At 60.6% G+C, this 18,269-nt stretch carries 16 protein-coding genes; 8 read left to right on the top strand and 8 right to left on the bottom strand.

Going from position 1 to position 18,269, the window contains the following annotated elements; translation table 11 throughout:
- Nucleotides 1-49: 49 nt before the first annotated feature.
- The 5 genes from ligD to CX511_RS12955 all read left to right on the top strand — a co-directional run bounded on the left by ligD (nucleotide 50) and on the right by CX511_RS12955 (nucleotide 5,709).
- Nucleotides 50-2,533 (top strand): DNA ligase D, encoded by a 2,484-nt coding sequence (gene ligD / locus CX511_RS12975; protein ID WP_101293669.1) that lies wholly within the window; start codon nucleotides 50-52, stop codon nucleotides 2,531-2,533.
- 95 nt (nucleotides 2,534-2,628) lie between these two features.
- Nucleotides 2,629-3,672 carry an acyl-CoA dehydrogenase family protein gene (locus tag CX511_RS12970; RefSeq protein ID WP_101293670.1) on the top strand — a complete coding sequence of 348 codons (1,044 nt, stop codon included), beginning with the start codon at nucleotides 2,629-2,631 and terminating at the stop codon, nucleotides 3,670-3,672.
- The gene (locus CX511_RS12965) at nucleotides 3,669-4,424 is read left to right on the top strand and encodes a PIG-L deacetylase family protein (protein ID WP_101293671.1); all 756 of its coding nucleotides are present in this window, start codon (nucleotides 3,669-3,671) and stop codon (nucleotides 4,422-4,424) included. Before CX511_RS12970 ends, CX511_RS12965 begins: the two co-directional genes overlap by 4 nt.
- On the top strand, nucleotides 4,421-5,020 hold the full coding sequence (locus tag CX511_RS12960) for a class I SAM-dependent methyltransferase (protein WP_045185059.1): 600 nt from the start codon (nucleotides 4,421-4,423) through the stop codon (nucleotides 5,018-5,020). Before CX511_RS12965 ends, CX511_RS12960 begins: the two co-directional genes overlap by 4 nt.
- Nucleotides 5,017-5,709, top strand: a complete 693-nt coding sequence (locus CX511_RS12955) for a glycosyltransferase family 2 protein (protein WP_045185058.1) — start codon at nucleotides 5,017-5,019, stop codon at nucleotides 5,707-5,709. The genes CX511_RS12960 and CX511_RS12955 overlap by 4 nt, the downstream gene beginning before the upstream one ends.
- Before the next feature lie 143 nt (nucleotides 5,710-5,852).
- Here the strand turns inward: CX511_RS12955 and ku are convergent, their stop codons facing one another.
- The 6 genes from ku to CX511_RS12925 form a co-directional block, all read right to left on the bottom strand.
- Complete coding sequence (ku, locus tag CX511_RS12950; RefSeq protein WP_045185057.1) at nucleotides 5,853-6,680, bottom strand: non-homologous end joining protein Ku; 828 nt, start codon at nucleotides 6,678-6,680, stop codon at nucleotides 5,853-5,855.
- A gap of 80 nt (nucleotides 6,681-6,760) precedes the next feature.
- Nucleotides 6,761-7,897 (bottom strand): carboxylate-amine ligase, encoded by a 1,137-nt coding sequence (locus CX511_RS12945; RefSeq protein ID WP_101293672.1) that lies wholly within the window; start codon nucleotides 7,895-7,897, stop codon nucleotides 6,761-6,763.
- Nucleotides 7,881-8,864, bottom strand: coding sequence for a methyltransferase (locus tag CX511_RS12940; RefSeq protein ID WP_101293673.1), 984 nt, complete (start codon nucleotides 8,862-8,864; stop codon nucleotides 7,881-7,883). Before CX511_RS12940 ends, CX511_RS12945 begins: the two co-directional genes overlap by 17 nt.
- Nucleotides 8,864-10,192 (bottom strand): iron-containing redox enzyme family protein, encoded by a 1,329-nt coding sequence (locus tag CX511_RS12935; protein WP_101293674.1) that lies wholly within the window; start codon nucleotides 10,190-10,192, stop codon nucleotides 8,864-8,866. The genes CX511_RS12940 and CX511_RS12935 overlap by 1 nt, the downstream gene beginning before the upstream one ends.
- A gap of 104 nt (nucleotides 10,193-10,296) precedes the next feature.
- Complete coding sequence (locus CX511_RS12930; RefSeq protein ID WP_082071354.1) at nucleotides 10,297-10,470, bottom strand: KGG domain-containing protein; 174 nt, start codon at nucleotides 10,468-10,470, stop codon at nucleotides 10,297-10,299.
- 191 nt (nucleotides 10,471-10,661) lie between these two features.
- Nucleotides 10,662-11,780, bottom strand: coding sequence for a CaiB/BaiF CoA transferase family protein (locus tag CX511_RS12925; RefSeq protein WP_101293675.1), 1,119 nt, complete (start codon nucleotides 11,778-11,780; stop codon nucleotides 10,662-10,664).
- 158 nt (nucleotides 11,781-11,938) lie between these two features.
- On the opposite strand from CX511_RS12925, the gene CX511_RS12920 reads away from it, so the two are divergent.
- The 3 genes from CX511_RS12920 to CX511_RS12910 all read left to right on the top strand — a co-directional run bounded on the left by CX511_RS12920 (nucleotide 11,939) and on the right by CX511_RS12910 (nucleotide 15,365).
- Nucleotides 11,939-13,660: a hypothetical protein gene (locus CX511_RS12920; RefSeq protein WP_101293676.1), complete on the top strand. Its 1,722-nt coding sequence runs from the start codon at nucleotides 11,939-11,941 to the stop codon at nucleotides 13,658-13,660.
- 551 nt (nucleotides 13,661-14,211) lie between these two features.
- On the top strand, nucleotides 14,212-14,505 hold the full coding sequence (locus CX511_RS12915; protein ID WP_220639103.1) for a transposase: 294 nt from the start codon (nucleotides 14,212-14,214) through the stop codon (nucleotides 14,503-14,505).
- On the top strand, nucleotides 14,502-15,365 hold the full coding sequence (locus tag CX511_RS12910) for an IS3 family transposase (protein WP_220639111.1): 864 nt from the start codon (nucleotides 14,502-14,504) through the stop codon (nucleotides 15,363-15,365). Before CX511_RS12915 ends, CX511_RS12910 begins: the two co-directional genes overlap by 4 nt.
- Before the next feature lie 223 nt (nucleotides 15,366-15,588).
- Here CX511_RS12910 and CX511_RS12905 read toward each other — a convergent pair whose 3' ends face one another.
- Together CX511_RS12905 and CX511_RS12900 are read right to left on the bottom strand one after the other, a co-directional pair.
- The gene (locus CX511_RS12905; RefSeq protein ID WP_045185045.1) at nucleotides 15,589-16,779 is read right to left on the bottom strand and encodes a lipid-transfer protein; all 1,191 of its coding nucleotides are present in this window, start codon (nucleotides 16,777-16,779) and stop codon (nucleotides 15,589-15,591) included.
- 105 nt (nucleotides 16,780-16,884) lie between these two features.
- Nucleotides 16,885-18,249: a DUF1329 domain-containing protein gene (locus CX511_RS12900; RefSeq protein WP_045185043.1), complete on the bottom strand. Its 1,365-nt coding sequence runs from the start codon at nucleotides 18,247-18,249 to the stop codon at nucleotides 16,885-16,887.
- Between the last annotated feature and the right edge of the window lie 20 nt (nucleotides 18,250-18,269).

Genomic DNA, 18,269 nt, shown 5'->3' with positions numbered 1-18,269 from the left:
CGCAGCGCCCTCCCAGCTCTAGAGACTCGCCAATTGTCCTGGAGTCGCCATGGCCAAGCTCCTGCAGGAATACCAGCGCAAACGTGACTTCAACGCCACATCCGAACCCCTGGGCAAAACGCCCCGCGGCAAACACGCGCACGCCTTGCAGTACTGCATCCAGAAACACGACGCCAGCCACCTGCACTATGACTTTCGCCTGGAACTCGATGGCACCCTGAAAAGCTGGGCAATCCCCAAGGGGCCCTCGCTTGACCCTAAGGTCCGGCGCCTGGCGGTGCATGTTGAAGATCACCCTCTCGACTACGCCAACTTCGAGGGCGCCATACCCCAAGGGCATTACGGCGCCGGTGATGTGATCGTCTGGGACCGTGGTATCTGGCAGCCAGAAGGAGATCCTCGCCAGGCCTACGCCAAGGGCAAGCTGCGCTTTCGTCTGCAAGGCGAGAAGCTGGCCGGGGTGTGGAACCTGTTTCGCACCCACCTGGATGGCAAAAAAGAGCAATGGATGCTGGTCAAGTCCAACGATGGCGAAGCTCGCAGCGCCAGTGACTACGATATTGTCCAGGCGCAGCCGGACAGCGTGCTCAGCGATCGTACCTTGCTTGCGCGCCCCGCCACCTCAGCTGCCGGCCAACGCGCAGCCCCTGCCAAACGCCTGCGGACCAGCGCAGGACGTAAAGCCGAGCTGCCAGCGCAATTGCAACCGCAGCTGGCGACGTTGGTCGAGTCCCCACCCAGTGGCGAATGGCGCTACGAAGTCAAGTTCGACGGTTACCGGATCCTCGCGCGCATTGAGGGTGATGAGGTACGCCTGTTCACCCGCAACGGCCACGACTGGAGCGCCAAAATGCCTCATCAGCTCGCGGCGTTGCGCACCCTGAAGCTGAAGTCGGCGTGGCTCGATGGTGAGATGGTGGTTGCCGGCGAACAGGGCATTGCTGATTTCCAAGCCCTGCAGAACGCTTTTGACAGCAATAGCGACGAGCACATCAGCTATTACCTGTTCGATTTGCTCTACCTCAATGGCAAGGATCTACGCGAATGTCCGCTGCAAGAACGGCGCGTCCGCCTGCAGGCGCTGCTGGAGCACAACACGGCCGCCGAGCTCGCATTTTCTGCCGACTTCGATGAACCAGTCGAGTCGCTGCTCGACAGCGCCTGCCGTATGGAGCTCGAAGGCCTGATCGGCAAGCGTTTGGACAGCATCTACGTGGGTCGACGCAGCAGTGACTGGATCAAACTCAAATGCAAGCAACGACAGGAATTCATCATCGTCGGCTACACCGACCCCAAAGGCAGCCGCAACGGTTTCGGCGCGCTGTTGCTGGCCTTGCATGACAAAGACAAAGGCCAGTTGCGTTACGCCGGCAAGGTGGGCACCGGCTTCAGTACAACCACCCTCGACAGCCTCCATGCCCGGCTCAAGCCATTGGCGGCGCAGCGCCCACCACTGCTCAATGCCCCCGGTGGAGCCGAGGCACGCGGTGTGCACTGGCTGCAACCGCGCCTGCTGGCGGAAGTCGCCTATGCCCAAATGACTCGTGAAGGCATTGTTCGCCATGCGGTGTTCCACGGGCTACGCGATGACAAGCCAGCGACGGCGATCGACCTGGAGCGCCCCATGCCGAACACACCCATTGCCCTGCCCAACGACCTGGGCGAATTGCGTCTGACCCATCCAGACCGCCTGATCGACCCCACAAGCGGTGCAACCAAACGGCAAGTCGCCGAGTACTACGCCTCGGTAGCGCCGTGGATGCTGCCACACCTCAAGCAGCGCCCGGTGGCCTTGGTTCGAGCACCGGACGGTTTGGGCGGTGAACTGTTCTTTCAGAAAAACGCCGCTGGTCTGGGTATTCCTCATATCGTCACCTACGACAAGGACCAGGCCGGTCAGGCGGCGATGGTCATCAATCGTCCGGACACCCTGCTCGGTGCGGTACAGATGAACATGCTTGAACTGCATACCTGGAACGCCACCGACAAACAGTTCGACAAACCCGACCGCTTTGTTCTCGACCTCGACCCAGACCCGGCGTTGCCGTGGAAAGCCATGCAGGAAGCCACGCACCTGACCCTGACCCTGCTCGACGAACTGGGCTTGCGCACGTTCCTCAAGACCAGTGGCGGCAAAGGCATGCACTTGGTGGTGCCACTCACCCGGCGCGCTGGTTGGGATGACGTCAAAGACTTCAGCCACGCCATTGTGAATCACTTGGCCGGGCTGTTTCCTGATCGCCTTTCTTCGGTGTCAGGGCCCAAGAACCGGGTCGGTCGGATCTTCATCGACTACCTGCGCAACGGCAAGGGCGCGACCACCGTCTGCGCCTACTCGCTGCGTGCCCGAGAGGGGCTGCCGGTTTCGGTGCCGATCTGGCGCGAGGAGCTGGTTCAACTCAAAGGCGCCAACCAATGGAACCTGTTCAACCTGGGCGAGCGCCTGGCGCAAATCAATGACCCCTGGGCCGAATATGCCACCACCCGCCAATCCATAACCGCCGCCATGCGCAAACAGCTAGGGCTCTGCTAGTGCCCCGTGGGTTGACCTGTTGCAGGTGCCATGAACCTGCGTGGTGGGTAGAAAAACGCCAATATGGCCCAGGCTGGGCCAAAGGAGCCCCTCTCATGAGCATCATTCAGGATTCCGATCTGGGCAGCCTGGACCGCCTTTTGCACAGCTTCACCGAGCGTCCACAGGCACTTAACCTCGATACTCAACTGCCAGCGGTGCTGCACGCCCTACAGGCCGATCATCTCGATCTGCTGCCGCTACCCGGTCAAGGGCACACCTTGCAGCGTTGGCAGACGCTGGCACGGGTCGCCGGTTGCGACCTGGCCCTGGCAAAATTGTACGAAGGCCACACTGACGCCTTGGCGATCCTCTCTGAATGTTCGGCAGCGCATCTGGTCGGTAATGGAATCTGGGGCGTCTGGGCAGCCGAGCCACCCTCTGCCCGCACGCGGATCGTCGCTCGCGAGGGCAATCTAGTGCGTTTGGGAGGCCGCAAAGCATGGTGTTCCGGGGCGCTGCAGATTGACCGCGCACTGCTCACCGCCTGGGACGATCAGGACCAGCCGCAACTGGTCGCCATCGAGCTTTCGCACCCCAACCAGCATATTGATGTTGAGCAATGGCAAGCCGTTGGCATGGGCATCACCACCAGTGTCGACATTGCCTTCAATGAAGCGCCGGGCATCGCCGTCGGCCATCCCGGGCAGTACCTGACACGCCCCGGCTTCTGGCAGGGAGGGGCCGGCATTGCAGCCTGTTGGTATGGGGCAGCGCAAGCCTTGGCCGACTATTTGCGTGAACACTGTCGTCAACCTCGCCAGGATCCACACGCCGACGCGCACCTGGGAGCGGTCGATGCCGCTTTGCTCGGTGCCCGCGCGGCCCTGCGCGAGTGCGCCGCCTGGATCGATCTCCAACCGGTGGCAGATGCCAGCGTTGAGGTACGCCGTGTCCGCGCCCAGGTTGAGCACGCCGTCGAGCAGGTTATCCACCATGTCGGCCGAGCCCTCGGTGCCACACCGTTCTGCCGCAACAGCCATTTCGCCCGGCTCAGTGCCGATCTGCCGGTGTTCCTGCGGCAGAGTCACGCCGAAAAAGACCTGGCGGCCTTGGGGCAACAGGTGGCGCACGTCCCTGCTGGGGCGTGGCAGCTATGACCGACAACCTTATTGCCGCGAGCCAAGGCACGCCCTGGGCGCACTGGCAGCAGTCGGCCCATCTGGCCCGCGCCACCTGGATCACCCCCGCACAGTTGTGCCCCCCTGGCCATCGTCTGGTTGTGGTCGCGCCACACCCTGACGATGAAGTGCTCGCCTGCGGCGGGCTGCTGTGTAGCTTTCACGGTCGTGAGCAAGCGTTACTGCTGGTTTCGGTGACCGATGGTGAAGCGAGCCATCGACATTCCCGGCATTGGACCGAGCACCGTTTGCGTCATGACCGGCCAATGGAGAGCCGTCACGCCCTGCGGTGTCTGGATCTGGCCGTCAATGACCTCGACTGGCGCAGGCTAAGCCTCAAGGACGGCGCCGTGGCTCGGGACGAAGCCTACCTGGTCAACTACCTCACCCAATTGCTCACCGCGGATGACGTGGTACTCACCACCTGGCGGCGCGATGGCCATACCGATCATGAGGCCGTCGGCAGAGCCTGCGCGCAGGCAGCCCGGACGCGTGGTGCGCGCCTGGTGGAAGTGCCGGTCTGGGCCTGGCACTGGGCCACGCCTGAAGATTCCAGATTGCCGTGGCCACAGGCCCACCGGATTCAACTCGACGAGCAAAGCCTGGCGCGCAAACGCCAGGCCATTGCCGCACATGTCAGTCAGACCCATTCAGACAATGGCCAAGATCCGGTGCTGCCCCACGCGCTGCGGGAGTGTCTGCTGCAACCCTTTGAACTGGTGTTTCTATGAGCCTCGATGCGTGTTACTTCGCCGACCTGTACAAAAACGATGATGACCCCTGGGCTTTCCGCACCCGCTGGTATGAACGGCGCAAGCGCGAACTGTTATTGGCCAGCCTCCCACGCCAGCATTACGCACGAATTTTTGAGCCCGCTTGCGCTAATGGCGAACTCAGTGCCGCGCTGGGCGAACGTTGCGCCGAACTGTGGTGTCAGGACCTTGACCCGACGGCGGTGACACTCGCTCGCAAGCGGCTACTCAAGGTTGCACACGCGCGGGTTGACCAGGGCCGTCTACCGGGCGACTGGCCAAGTGGGCGCTTTGATTTGATCGTGCTCAGTGAGATCGGCTACTACCTGGACCCGAGCCAGTGGTTACAGGTGATCGAGCAATCGCTTGCCAGCCTGGGTGATGACGGTGGCGTGCTGGCCTGCCATTGGCTGCACCCCATCGACGGCTGCCCGCAGACCGGACGCCAGGTACATACACTACTGGCCCGACATCTACCCTTGTATCCGGTTTTTCGTCATGAGGAAGCAGATTTTCTCCTGGAATACTGGACATGCCAGCCCAACGTCATCGACCTCAGTGAGACCTGTGCATGATTGCCGTCATCATTCCCGCCCACAATGAGGCTCGGCGCCTGGGTCGCTGTCTATCGGCTGTCCGACTTGCTGCCCATGAGGTTGAGCAAACGGGTCAGCAGGTGCAGGTGCTGGTAGTGCTCGACCGCTGCAGCGATGGCAGTGCGGCGGTTGCGCAGCGCCATGGTGTGCAGACCTTGCGGGTGGATGCCGGCAACGTCGGCATCGCTCGACGTCTCGGCGCGGCCTTGATGCTGGAGCGTGGCGCACGCTGGCTGGCTTGTACCGATGCCGATAGTCGGGTTCCGGCGCACTGGCTGACGTGGCAACTGCAGTGTGCGGCGGATGCTGTGTGCGGCACCGTGCACGTCGAGCGCTGGCAACCCTGGCAGGATGCCGAATTACGCCGGCGATATCGCAACAGCTACCAGGCCTGTGAGAATCATCGGCATATCCATGGCGCCAACCTTGGCGTGTGCGCCCAGGCCTACCAGCGTGTAGGCGGCTTTGCCCCGTTGCCGGCCCATGAAGATGTGCACTTGGTCAAGGCCCTGCTGGCCAGCGGCGCGCGAATCGTTTGGACGGCGCGCCATAGTGTGGCGACCAGCAGTCGCGGTGATAGTCGGGCAGCGCACGGATTTGGTGACGCTCTCAAGCGCCTGGCGCTGTGCTGTTCGCCTGATCCCGCGGAAAACGCCCCCCGCTTGTAATGCTGTCCTGCCCTTGTGGGAGCCGGTCTTGCTGGCGATGGGATCGGCGCAGCATCAGCTAGTCTGCATCGATGGCAAGGCCAGCGCTCACAGGTTCGGTGGGCACAGGTCCATGATGGACTTCAGTTACCCCTCGGGGGGAGTCAGGACGCTTTCTTGCTGATCTTTTTGGTTGCCTTGCCTTTGCCACCCAGGCTGCGCTTGAGCAGCTCGGTCAGATCGATGATATCCGCGCCCTTCTCAGCCTCTCCTTCCTTGGCCGCTTCGACCACGCTGACCTTGCCCTTGCTGGCTTTCTCTTCCACCAGGTCCATGATGGTCTGCCTGAACGCATTGTGGTATTCATCCGGCGTCCAGCTGCCACTCATGTCCTCGACCAGACGCGTGGCCATTTGCAGTTCGCGCTTGTCGACCTTGGCGTCGGTCACGCTCTTGTCCAACGCCAGGCTGTCCAACCCGCGCACTTCCTCCGGCCAACGCAAGGTAATCATCACCAGCACCTCTTCGAGCGGGCGCAACAATGCCAGGTGCTGCTGGGTATGCAACACCACGGTAGCCAAGGCCACTTTGCCAGTACTTTCCAACGTCTCACGCAATAACGCATACACCTTGCCGCCGCCGCGGTCCGGGCTCAGGTAATAGGGGGTATTAAAGTGTTGCAAAGGAATTTCCCCTGAATCGACGAAGGAGAAGATATCGATAGTCTGGGTGGCTTGCGGGCGGGCCTTGCGGATCTCATCTTCGCTGATGACGACGTAGCGGCCTTTTTCAAACTCCACGCCCTTGACGATATCGTCCTTGTTGACATCCTTGCCGGTGACTTTGTTGATGCGCTTGTAGCCCACCGGATCCATGCTGCGTTTGTCCAGCCAGTCGAAGTCGATGCGCTCACTGCGTACGGCAGTGCTGAGGCTGACGGGAATGTGCACCAGACCAAAGCTGATCGCACCCTTCCAGATGGCTCTAGCCATGTTTCGCTCCTCAAGCCCGAAAATAGTGGGCCTCTACTGTCACTGACTGCTGCGCGCAGCGAAGGTTTACTCACCCTGCCCTATGGCAATGGGTTGCTCCCGCAACCACGGGTTTCCTCCAGGACCAGATCAACGACTGCACGCAGTGCCTGGCGATTATCCAGCCCGTTGCGCCGGGCCTGTGCATGGCAGGCCAGTTGGCGCTCGGCGCTGGTACCCTCAAGCAAGATCCGCTGGGCGTGGCGCAAGGCGCGTTCGGCGTCCAGGCTTTCACCGCCAAACTGCGCCCGCAGTTGGCCCAGCCAAGCAAGCGCGTCGACCTGCTGTTGCGTACGGTAACCGATGAACTGCCCCTGGCGCCCATAGCGCAAGGCGCGCCAGTAGTTTTCCTCAAGCACCCAGCGCGCCTCGCGACTCAAAAAAGCAGGCTGGTAATGGCTGACCGTGCACGACTCAACCAGGTGGCGAAACAGACCGGCAATGCACAGCACGTCTTCGAGCCGCGGACAGGCATCACAGATGCGTAGCTCTACCGTGGGAAAGCGCTGTGACGGTCTGATCGCCCACCAAAGGTCAGCGTCTTCAGCCAGTGACCCCGTGCGCTGCAACAGCGCTCGGTAACGCTGGTAAGCGCGCCAGTCGGCCAACGGTTCGGGCAGCCCCATGTGTGGCCATTGCGCGCAGATCACCCGTCGGTAGCTCATGTAGCCCGTCATGTTGCCGGCCCAAAAGGGAGAGGAGCTGCTGAGCACCAACAACAGTGGAATCCACGGCAGCACACGATTGATCAGTTGCATGCGGTCGCAGCCCGCTGGTACGCCCACATGCACATGCAGCCCTGAAAGCAGGCTACAGCGGGCAACCTGCTGGAAAGCCTCGAACACTTGCTGATAGTGCTGGCCAGGCCGCTGGCGTTGGCCTTGCCAGCGGGCGCCAGGGTGACTGGCGGCGCCGTACAGGCCTACACCTTCCTGCGCCAATGCACAGTTCAAGCGTTCGCGGCTTTCACTGAAGAAGGCTTGAGCCTGGCACAAACTGGAAAACACGGGCGACGCAATTTCGATCTGACTGCAGAACATCTCCTCGGCGAAGTAGCGGCCCACCACCTCACGGCACAATCGGTTGATCGCCGCCGACGGTGCAGTCAACACTGCGCCGCTGGACAAGCTGACCAGCAAATACTCCTCCTCGATCCCGAAATCACACGACGCGTTCATCGTCAGCCCCGGTGTGTGGGGTGTAGGTCACGCTTAGCGCTACGGCGGCGATGCGCTCGACCTGATCGTAACCCGGCTCAAGCAGTTGTTCGCCAAACACGTCAGGGTCCAGCTCGCGATAGTGCCACTGCCACTGCGGGCCTTGCAGGCTTGAGCGGCACGCCTCCAGAAAGCGATCGTGGCCTTCGACGATGGCCACGCCGGTGTACAGCAACAAGGTGCCGCCCACGGACAGGCGTCGTAACGATTGCTCAAGAATACGCAACGACAGCGCCGCGCCCAGCGCACCACCCCCGTGGCGATAAGTACGCTCGCGGGCATCAAGCATGTACGGTGGATTGGCGACTATCAGATCGAAATTGCCGGTGATGCCCGCCAAAACGTCACTGTGTTCGATGGCGATATTGTCGATCCCCGCCAATGCCGCATTGATGGCGGTGTAACGCAAAGCCTTGGGATTGATATCGACGGCAGTGACCTGTGCATGGCGCGCGGCCCGGGCGATGAGCAAGGCGCCAATGCCGCTACCACACCCAATGTCCACCGCCTGCTGAACCGGCAGGTAACGGTGCTGCAGATGGTCACGTATAAGCTGGGCAAATCGATAGCTGTCAGGCCCGAAGAACACCGCATCGCTGTCCTCGGTGGGATAGCCGCTGTGCAGTAAGAGCAGGTCATCCAAGGTAGACCAGCGCACGCGACTACGCATCCCTGCCCCGTCGCGGGTGAGGATCGCTGCGACGTCCATCTGCGCCAGTTCATCAGCGGACAGCACCTGTTCGGCGAACGGCCTGTTCCAGCCAAATACGTCGCGCATCGAATGTGCCTGTTGTGCGTCGGACCGGGCATTGTTGCGTGCCTGGGTGGCTGGCGTCACGCAGGTAAACCGGTAGCCATCAGCCTGCAGCCGACGGCCCAGATGTAGCAATGCCAGATCGGCAGCACGTTGCCCTGCGCTCAATAGCATCAACGGGCACTCCCTTGGCCAAGGCCGGTCAGGCGGATATAGGCACGCGTCGCGGCGAGCCCCTCGGGTAAGGCATGATCGGCGCCGGCCATCTTACCGATAAGCGCTTCAATGGCCGTTGGCACCGGCATCGCAGACTCACTCTCCAGGCCGTTGGGCGCTGGCGAGTAACGGCCGCTACGTGCGACCGGTGCTTGCCATTGGCCGGCGATCCAATCGTGGATCAACTGCTTCTCATAAGGGCTGAATACGCCAAACATGGCGGCCTTGGGGCCCTCGACCAGGTGCCAGAAACGACTGCCTGTCGGGTCCTGATTGCGTTTGATCCAGCCCTGGCCCTCAAGGGCCTGGAGAAACGCCAACATACTGCCCGGCTGAGCAAGCCATTGGTTGACGGTACGTCCCTGCAGGCGGCAGTAATCCGAGTGCAGGTACTGACCGAAACTGCGTTTGCGCTCCAGGGCTGCAAGCAGCTCACGCTCAAGGTCGAAGCTGGCAATCACACTTGGCGTGTCTGCGCCCAGCTCGTTGAGCCGGTAGCCACGTGCCAGACGACGATAGAATACAGCCCCCCCGCTGGCGGGCCACATCTGCTGCACCGCTTGCACGGCCTTCTGCGCGTGACCGCTGGCAGGGTTATCAATGGTCACGTGGAGACTGAAGTAATGACTGTCGATACCCAGCTCTGCCAGTTCGTAGGCGCTGATCAACAGGTGCAAGGGCAATTGCTCGTATCCGAGGTTATAACCGAGTACCTCCGGGAGAAAATCATCGGCGTGAAAGCCCAACGCCAGCTGCAACGTACCTTGTAGATAACGCTCATCGGCCAGCGGCACCGGTTCCAGGCATCCCAGCTGACTGAGCAGACGCTGGTAGATCAACACATGATTACAGGCGGCGACACCGTCACCCAATTCTTCAAGGTAGGTGCGGATAAGCCCGTGGTAGCGCGGATCCTGCCAATGCTTGAGCATGCCATACAGCCAGGCACCGTCGACCTTCTTGGTCGGTGCCACGTGCTGGAGGAAATACAACGCCTGGGACCGGTTCAGGAAATAGCGCCGAGGTTCCCCGTTACGTCTGCCTTGTAAATAGACAGCGTACGCCTTGGCCACCTGGGCGGCGCGTTGGCAGCTCCAGCGTGCCAGCGATTCGGCGGTTGCAGGCAAATCATCCGCTCGTGTGGCGACTCGCGCCAGTTGCTCACGCAACCATGGCGCGCTGTCATGCTGCTCAGCTGACAACAACGCGTGATAACGAAGGGCAAGCCCTGAACCGGCTGTGGGTTCAAGGGCAGGCACTATTCCAGAAGGCGTCATGACGGACATGTGGCAGCTCCCGGTAATTGGCTATTGCCGACGGTGCGGCGCCGGGCGCACTGCAGCTTATGCGCGCCCGGCACCGTTATGGCACCAGGGCCAACAGCGGCCCTTTACTTCTGAGTGCGACCGCCGCCAGCGCCTGGCTGTTGACCCTTGCCTGCACCCTGACCGCCCTTGCGGCCCGCTTCCGACGCTTTGTCCCGGTCATTGGCAGCATTGCCTTGATTGCCCTGACCGCCTTTTGCGCCGCCTTGGTTGCCCATTTTGTCTTGATTGTGAGCCATGATCTTTCACCTCTTACTGGATGACACGCTACACAGCAGGTGCCGTGTATAGGTAGGAGTTCGGCCAGTGCGGTGGATTCGTTTCAATTGCTTAAACGGCGGACGAGTGGCGTTAAATACTCAAATCCGGATGTCTGCGGCGACAGCTATTGGCGCGTCCTTGCGCCCACCACGGCGAAGCGGATAAGGCGCTAGCGGCCGCCCCAGAGCCCGGTAAGGTCACGAGCCTCTATAGCGCTCAGCACCTGGTCGGTGTGTGCGCCACGGGTGGGGATGGCACCAGGAGTCACCACTTGACCGTCGAACCGTGGCGCCGGATGGGCCTGGAGCAGGCCGTCACGTTCGAAGTACACATTGCGTTCGACCATATGCGGGTGCTGGGCGGCTTCGCGGGGGCTGAGTACCGGAGCAAAGCAGGCATCGCTGCCTTCGAGCAGATCGCTCCAGTGTTGGCGAGGCTGGCTGGCAAACAGTTCGGCAAACGCCTCGCGCATTGCTGGCCAGGCGTTGCTGTCCCATTGCCGCGCAAAGCGTGGATCGGCCTGCAGGCCGAGCTTGTCCAGCAGCAGTGCGTAGAATTGCGGTTCCATTGAGCCCAGCGCGACGTAACGATCGTCGGCACAGCGATAGGTCGCGTAAAAATGCGAACCGTCATGAACACTTTTGCCGCGTTGTTCGTCGAGCAGCCCGCGCTTGGCCAGGGACATCATCAGCTGCATCATGTGCGCCGATCCATCAACGATCGCGGCATCGACCACACTGCCCTGCCCGCTTTGACGCGCCTTGAGCACGCCAGCGAGCACACCGATTGCCAAATACAACGCGCCACCACCGATATCACCGATCAGGGTAATCGGCGAAGACGGCGCTTCGCCCGCGGTGCCGCTGTGGTACAGCGCACCGGACAAGGCGATGTAGTTGTTGTCGTGGCCGGCGGCATTGGCCATCGGCCCGTGTTGACCCCAGCCAGTCATGCGTCCATAGACCAGCGCCGGGTTACGCGCCTGGCACTGTTCCGGGCCCAGGCCCAGGCGTTCCATCACACCCGGGCGCATGCCTTCGATCAGCACATCGGCGCTTTCGATCAGTTTGAGCACCAGCGCTCGGCCTTCAGCGCTTTTGAGGTCCGCCACCACCGAGCGCTTGCCGCGATTGAGCGGGTTGCTCGGGGCATTTTTGTCGCCGGTGATCGACGTGGATTCGGCGCGTTCAACCGCAATCACATCGGCACCCAGATCCGCCAGGTGCATGGCGCAGAACGGCCCGGGACCGATACCGCAGATTTCGACAATCTTGATACCTGACAGCATGTGCTCTCCTAAAACAGTGGACTTGTTGTTATGCGGGCACGCTAGCAGAGGACAACCGTGCAATCCTGCCCCCCGCCACGGGGGGCTTTAGCCACCCATGGTGCTGGCTACTCTGGACCTGGCAACCGCTGGCAATAACAACAAAAGGATAAGAGCGTATGTTTGAGTTACCTCCTCACTGGGCCCTCTGGGCCGCCTGCTGCCTCAGCGTTCCTGCAGTGGCTTCGGCGCAACCCCAGATCGCCCCACCCAACCCGTACCTGGCGCAGTCGTACAACAACCAGACGCACTGGAACGATGGTGCTTCGGACAGCACCGCCATCAGCGTCGCACGCGGTTCGTACAAGATGACCCCAGACGCTTACCGGGTGGTGCCCAACGAGTCGGGCAGCCTGATGCAATACACCGACAAGGTGAACGGGACCGACGTGTACTGGTACTGGGCTGGTTTTTCCCTGCGCAAACTGAAGATCAATGATGACTTCACCTTCAGCGAAATCGCCCGTGTCGATCTGCCAGTGAAACTGCCTAACTTCAAGGCGATTACGCCTGAGCAGCGTCTTGATCAAGCCGCCCAGACCCAGAGGTTTCTCGACGCCAAGGACGAGAAAGGTCTGCTTGACTACATGCAGGCCCAACCCAACCGCATGCTCACGGCCACCACTGATCAGTTACTGGGTGGCGCTATCTATTCGGTCCTGACCCGCGATAACGCCTTTATCGGCGCCAGTGCCCGTCGTGTGTTCCGCATCGACCAGAACGACTCCAAAGACCCTACTTCCGGGATGAAACTGACCCAAGAAGTGCAACTGCCAGATGCGTTGTTCGATAACGAACGGACCAAGCGCGGAGTCGGTATGCCGATGGACACCACCTTCGGCATGGGCATGACCCTCAATGGCTACTTGGTGATCAACACCATGGGTGGCACCGTCGCCACCCTCGATCGCAACACCCTGAAACTGATCGACAGCTACCGCCTTGAAGGCAATGACGAGGTGTTCCTCAACTCCTTCTCCACCGGCCCTGAAGTCAATGGTGGCGCGGTGTATGTCGCCTCCAACCAGAACATGTACCGTCTGGTTGTCGACAAAGATGGCAAGCTCCATGCTGACGAAGCCAGCGGTGCCTGGAAAGCGCCCTACGAGCGTGGTGTACGCTTCTCTTCGGTGAAAATCGCCGATGGTACTGGAGCCACGCCGACCCTGATGGGGTACGGGCCGGACGAAGACAAGCTGGTGGTGTTCACTGACGGTTCGAAGAGAATGAACCTGGTCGCCATGTGGCGTGACCAGATCCCGGCTGGCTGGAAACAAAAGCCAGGCACCCTGACGCCGCGGATTGCCGACCAGCGTGCCGTGGACTTGGGCGATGCGATCCCGACGGTGCAATCGGAGCAATCAGTCGCTGTGTATGACGGCCATGCGTTCGTGGTCAACAACATCCCTGCCGAAGACAAGCCAGCGCTGGCCAAGTCTGGCTACTACGTCACCATGCTCAACGGCATGACCCGCCCGGCCGCCAAGGGTGTGGCGATGCTCAAGTGGGACAGTGCCAAGGATCAATGGAACACCTTGTGGACCCGGACCGACGTCGGTTCGGTTTCGGTGGTACCGATGATCAGTGGCGGTAGCCGTATGGCCTTGATCAACGGCGTTTACACGGCGCGTCAAGGTGAGGGTTACCACATCGGTATGGACCTGGACACAGGTAAGACCGTGCTGGAAATCGCTACGGGTAGCGACCCGGTGTTCAACGGCATGTATGCGCCGATCAAGGTCGATGCTCAGGGACGGCTGATGTATGGCATGGCCTTCGGTTTGGTACTGATGGACACCAGCCGGATGCAAAAGGTTGAGCAGGTTGCCAAGAGCCAATAAGGTCTGATCGTTGCAAACAAACGCCTGGTGCTCTGCACCGGGCGTTTTTGCTTTGTCGTGTAGCGTTGGGGCTCGCTTGGATTGTGTGTGTGGAACTGTCCCCTGACGTCGGGGCCCCTTGTGGGCCGGTCTTGCCGGCGATGGTATCGACGCAGTGCCAGTTTCTGCGCGGAGTCTGCATCGCTGGCAAGACCAGCTCCCACAAAGTCAGTGCCGCACCTCGCTCTGCTGTTGCTGTTGCTGTTGCTGTTGCTGTTGATCTTGCTTTTGCTCTTTATACGCGCAAGTTCAGACGCCGCGGTTCTGCGACTTCAGGAGGCCGAGTGGAGGTGCCTGTAGGGGCAGTGCGCAGCACCTTCGGCGATAGCCGAAGGCGCGAGACGGAGACTTGGCGAAGCGAGTCGTAGGCCGCGTGGCCCCGGAAGGTGCCGTAGCGAGGGGACCCGGAGCGCAGCGTAGGGCCGCATGCAGGAGCAAGCGGTTTTGCTGGAACTGTCCCGTGACAACGGACGCCAAGAAGCGATACTTAAATCGCTCTCTTGGAGGTTGCCATGTACCCAAGCACTCGCCGTAACTATACCGATGAGTTCAAGGCTCAAGCCGTCGCATTAGCTGAAAGCGTTGGCAGAACCGAAGCTGCCCGCCAGCTAGAGATGTCCGTGAAAACGCTGGATAACTGGGTTGATGCCACGCGCAGAGGCCAGCCGTTGAGTTCACCTGAACGCAAGCCCATCACCAAGGAAGACAGTGAGCTCGCTCGCCTGCGGGCCGAGATTGCCGAGCTAAAAATGGAGCGTGAAATCCTAAAAAAGGCGGCGGTATTCTTTGCCAAAGAGTCCAGGTGAGATACGCCTTCGTCGCTACTGAGCGGACTCAATACCCCGTACGTGTGTTGTGTCGGGTGATGGATGTCTCGGTTTCAGGTTTCTACGATTACACGCACCGTCAGTCTCGCCCTGACCCTGACGCTCAAATTCGCATTGAGTTGCGTAAGGCCTATGCGGCCAGTCGAAACACCTACGGCCGGCCACGGCTAGTGGCAGCCTTGCGCCAGAAATTGCACGCGGTGGGCCACAAACGGGTTAGGCGGTTGATGCAGGAGGAGCAGATACGGGGCAAGTCCAAAGGCAGTTTCAGGCCCTGCACCACGGACAGCCACCATTACTTGCCGGTTGCAAGTAATGTGCTGGCGCGTCAGTTTTCCATCGATAACCTCACGCCAACCTGGGTCAGTGATATCACCTATCTCCCAACCAAGGAAGGTTGGTTGTATCTGGCCATAGTGTTGAGTATCCAAACCCGCCAGATACTGGGTTACAGCTTGTCTGATCGAATGCCTGACGACTTGGTCGAACGCGCGTTTCTGAACGCCTGGAGCGCCTGCTCTGGCGCCAACGGAGCGGTATTTCACTCCGATCAGGGCCGTCAGTACGCGAGCAGTAAGTTTCGCCTGACACTGGCCAAGAAGGACTTCACACAGAGCATGAGCCGAAGGGGAAACTGTTGGGACAACGCGGTGGCCGAGAGCTTTTTCGCTACGCTGAAAAGAGAGGAGGCTTGCGGGATCTACCCCACGAAAAAACAGGCGCAGTTATCAATCGCCAGTTACATCCATGGGTTTTACAACAGCAGCCGACTGCACTCTGCGCTGGGCTACCGTTCTCCGAACGAATATGCCAAAGGCTTGAGGCAGAGGGCTGGATAACCAGCTTCTTGGCGTCCGCTACCTGGGGGCAGACCCATGCCTACTTTTTCCAAGAAAAAAGTAGGCCGCCGTAAAGGCGGAAAGGGTCGGCAGCATCGCCGCCTTGAATGGATAAGCTCTAGCCCTAAGCCAGTCCCTGTCCCTGCCCCTGCCTCTTTCCCGATAATCCGTGAATAACCAAAAAAAAGCCGGACACCAGGCCCGGCCAAACCTGCGCGTTGGATCAGCTGCGACCGTACAAGGTCACCACACAAGCGCCCCCCAACCCCAGGTTATGCTGCAGGGCCAGGCTGGCCCCTTCAACCTGGCGCTTATCGGCGGTACCGCGCAACTGGTGAGTCAGCTCATAGCACTGAGCAAGACCGGTGGCCCCCAACGGATGCCCCTTGGACAACAGTCCACCCGACGGGTTGGTCACCACCTGACCGCCATAGCTGTTGTCACCATCCAGCACAAAACGCTCAGCGCCACCCACTGCACACAGCCCCAGGGACTCGTACGTCAGCAGCTCGTTATGAGCAAAGCAGTCGTGCAGTTCGACCACACGAATGTCCTGCGGATCAACGCCGGCCTTCTCGTACACGGCCTGCGCAGCCCGTTGCGCCATGTCAAAACCCACCACCTCAATCATCGACATCGCTTCATGACAAACCGCCGTATCGGTAGTCAACGACTGCGCCAGGATCACCACATCGGTGTTCAGGCCATGTTTCTTGGCAAACGCTTCGGAGCAAATGATCGCCGCCGCCGCACCGCAGGTTGGCGGGCAGGCCATCAGACGGGTCATGACACCCGGCCAGATCACTTGATCGTTCATCACGTCTTCGGTCGTCACAACCTTGCGGAACAGGGCCAGCGGGTTGTTGCTCGCATGACGGCTGGCCTTGGCGCGAATAGCGGCAAAGGTACTCATCTGCGTACCGTACTTTTGCATGTGCTCACGGCCAGCACCGCCAAACATCTGCAAAGCACTCGGGATACCGGCGACATCGGCGCACAGCTCATCTATCACCGACTGGGTCATGTGCGTGGTGGCACGCGGGCGGTCATCCCAGACACTCTTCAGCGCCCCGGGCTGCATCTGCTCGAAGCCAAAGGCCAGGGCACAGTCCACCGCCCCGCTCTCCACCGCCTGACGTGCCAGGAACAAGGCACTGGAGCCGGTGGAACAGTTGTTGTTGACGTTGACCAACGGGATACCGCTCATGCCGACTTCATACAACGCTGCCTGGCCACAGGTGGAATCACCGTAGACATAACCGGCGTAGGCTTGCTGGATGAAGGTGTAATCCAAGCCAGCGTCTTCCAGGGCCAGGCGCACCGCCTGCGAACCCATCTCAATATAGGTACCGCTGGTGCCTGGCTTGACGAACGGAATCATACCAACGCCGACAACGTAAGGTTTCTGCGACATTACAGTGCTCCTGAATCAGGGAGTTACAGGGTTCATTAAAGGAGTAATTGCCCAACGCGGCGCTGTCCGCCCGGCGTGACGAGCGAACAGCGGATGCTCAGAAACTCAGCGGATACCGGCGTTGCGCAGCGCTGCCGGAGTAAAGTCGTTGACGCTCGGCTGATAGGCGTAGTTGATGCCTTGCTTGTTCTCGTTGCCCAGGTTCGCCACCACATAACGACCGGCCATCAGGTCATAGGTGCCGATGCCAGCGAACGCCGTCAGCTTTTGCACGTAGTCGGTGTAGGTGTGCCCTTCACTGACCCGCCACAGCTGGCCACGACCGTCGTAGTGGTCGATCTCCACAGCGGTCCAGGTGTCTTCATCGAAGAACATGGTGCGTTTGGCGTAGATATGCCGTGAGCCGGGCTTGAGCGTGCCAACCACTTCCCATACCCGGTGCAGCTCATAACGGGTCAGGTCCTGGTTGATATGACCGGGCTGGATGATGTCCTTGTACTTGAGCGTTGGCGATTGCAGCACATAGCTGTTGTAGGGGATGTAGATTTCCTTCTTGCCCACCAGCTTCCAGTCGTAACGGTCCGGTGCGCCGTTGTACATGTCGGCGTTGTCCGCTACGCGCAAGCCATCAGCGGCGGTGCCTGGGCCGTCATAGGCCACCTGCGGGGCGCGGCGCACACGCCGTTGACCGGCGTTGTAAGCCCAGGCCATGCGCGGCTCGGCCACTTGGTCAAGGGTTTCGTGGATCAACGTCACGTTACCGGCCATGCGCGCCGGTGAAGTAACCGTCTGCTTGGCGAAGAACAAGATGTTGTTGATGTCCTTGGGTTTGGCGTCTGCCATGATCCACGGAAAGCCGCTGGCGATTTCGATGTGCACCGGCGTGAAGTCGCCGTTGACCTGCGGGGTCGCCTGAACCTGGACGTTGATGTAGTTGTGCCCGCGATAGCGCGTCAGGTGATTCCACACCACTTCCAGACCGTTTTTCGGGATCGGGAAGGCAAAGTAATGCGACTGCTCAAAGTTCTTCAGCGAGTAGCCGTCGTTGACCGCTTCGGTAGTCACCGCGCTTTTTTTCGCCGCGTCATAGGCCGCTTGCGGCATGGTCGCGCTGCGTTGAGTCTTGTACACCGGCATGCGGTAGGTTTCAGGGTAACGCTTGAACATTGCCAACTGACCTGGGGTCAGTTTGTCCTTGTACTGCTCGGCGTTGGCTGCGGTAATCACAAACAGAGGTTTTTCACCGGCATAAGGGTTACCCATGAAGCCATTGCTAACCGGTGCTGCGTCGGTTTTCAGGCCACCGGTCCAGGCCGGGATGCTGCCATCGGCGTTGCCTGCCTTTTCTGCGCCCACGGGCGTGAGACTGGTGCCCAGCTTGGCGGCTTCCTGTTCAGAAACCGCAGCCATGACACTGCTGGCAACGAGGGACAGGGTGCAGGCGGTGAGTAGAAAACGTAAAGGTTTCATTGTTGTTGTTCCTCTCGCTG

Source organism: Pseudomonas sp. S06B 330 (assembly GCF_002845275.2).
Taxonomy (GTDB): Bacteria; Pseudomonadota; Gammaproteobacteria; order Pseudomonadales; family Pseudomonadaceae; genus Aquipseudomonas.
The sequence above is the reverse complement of the archived record's forward strand: the minus strand, read 5'-3'. Positions and strand labels throughout refer to the sequence as shown.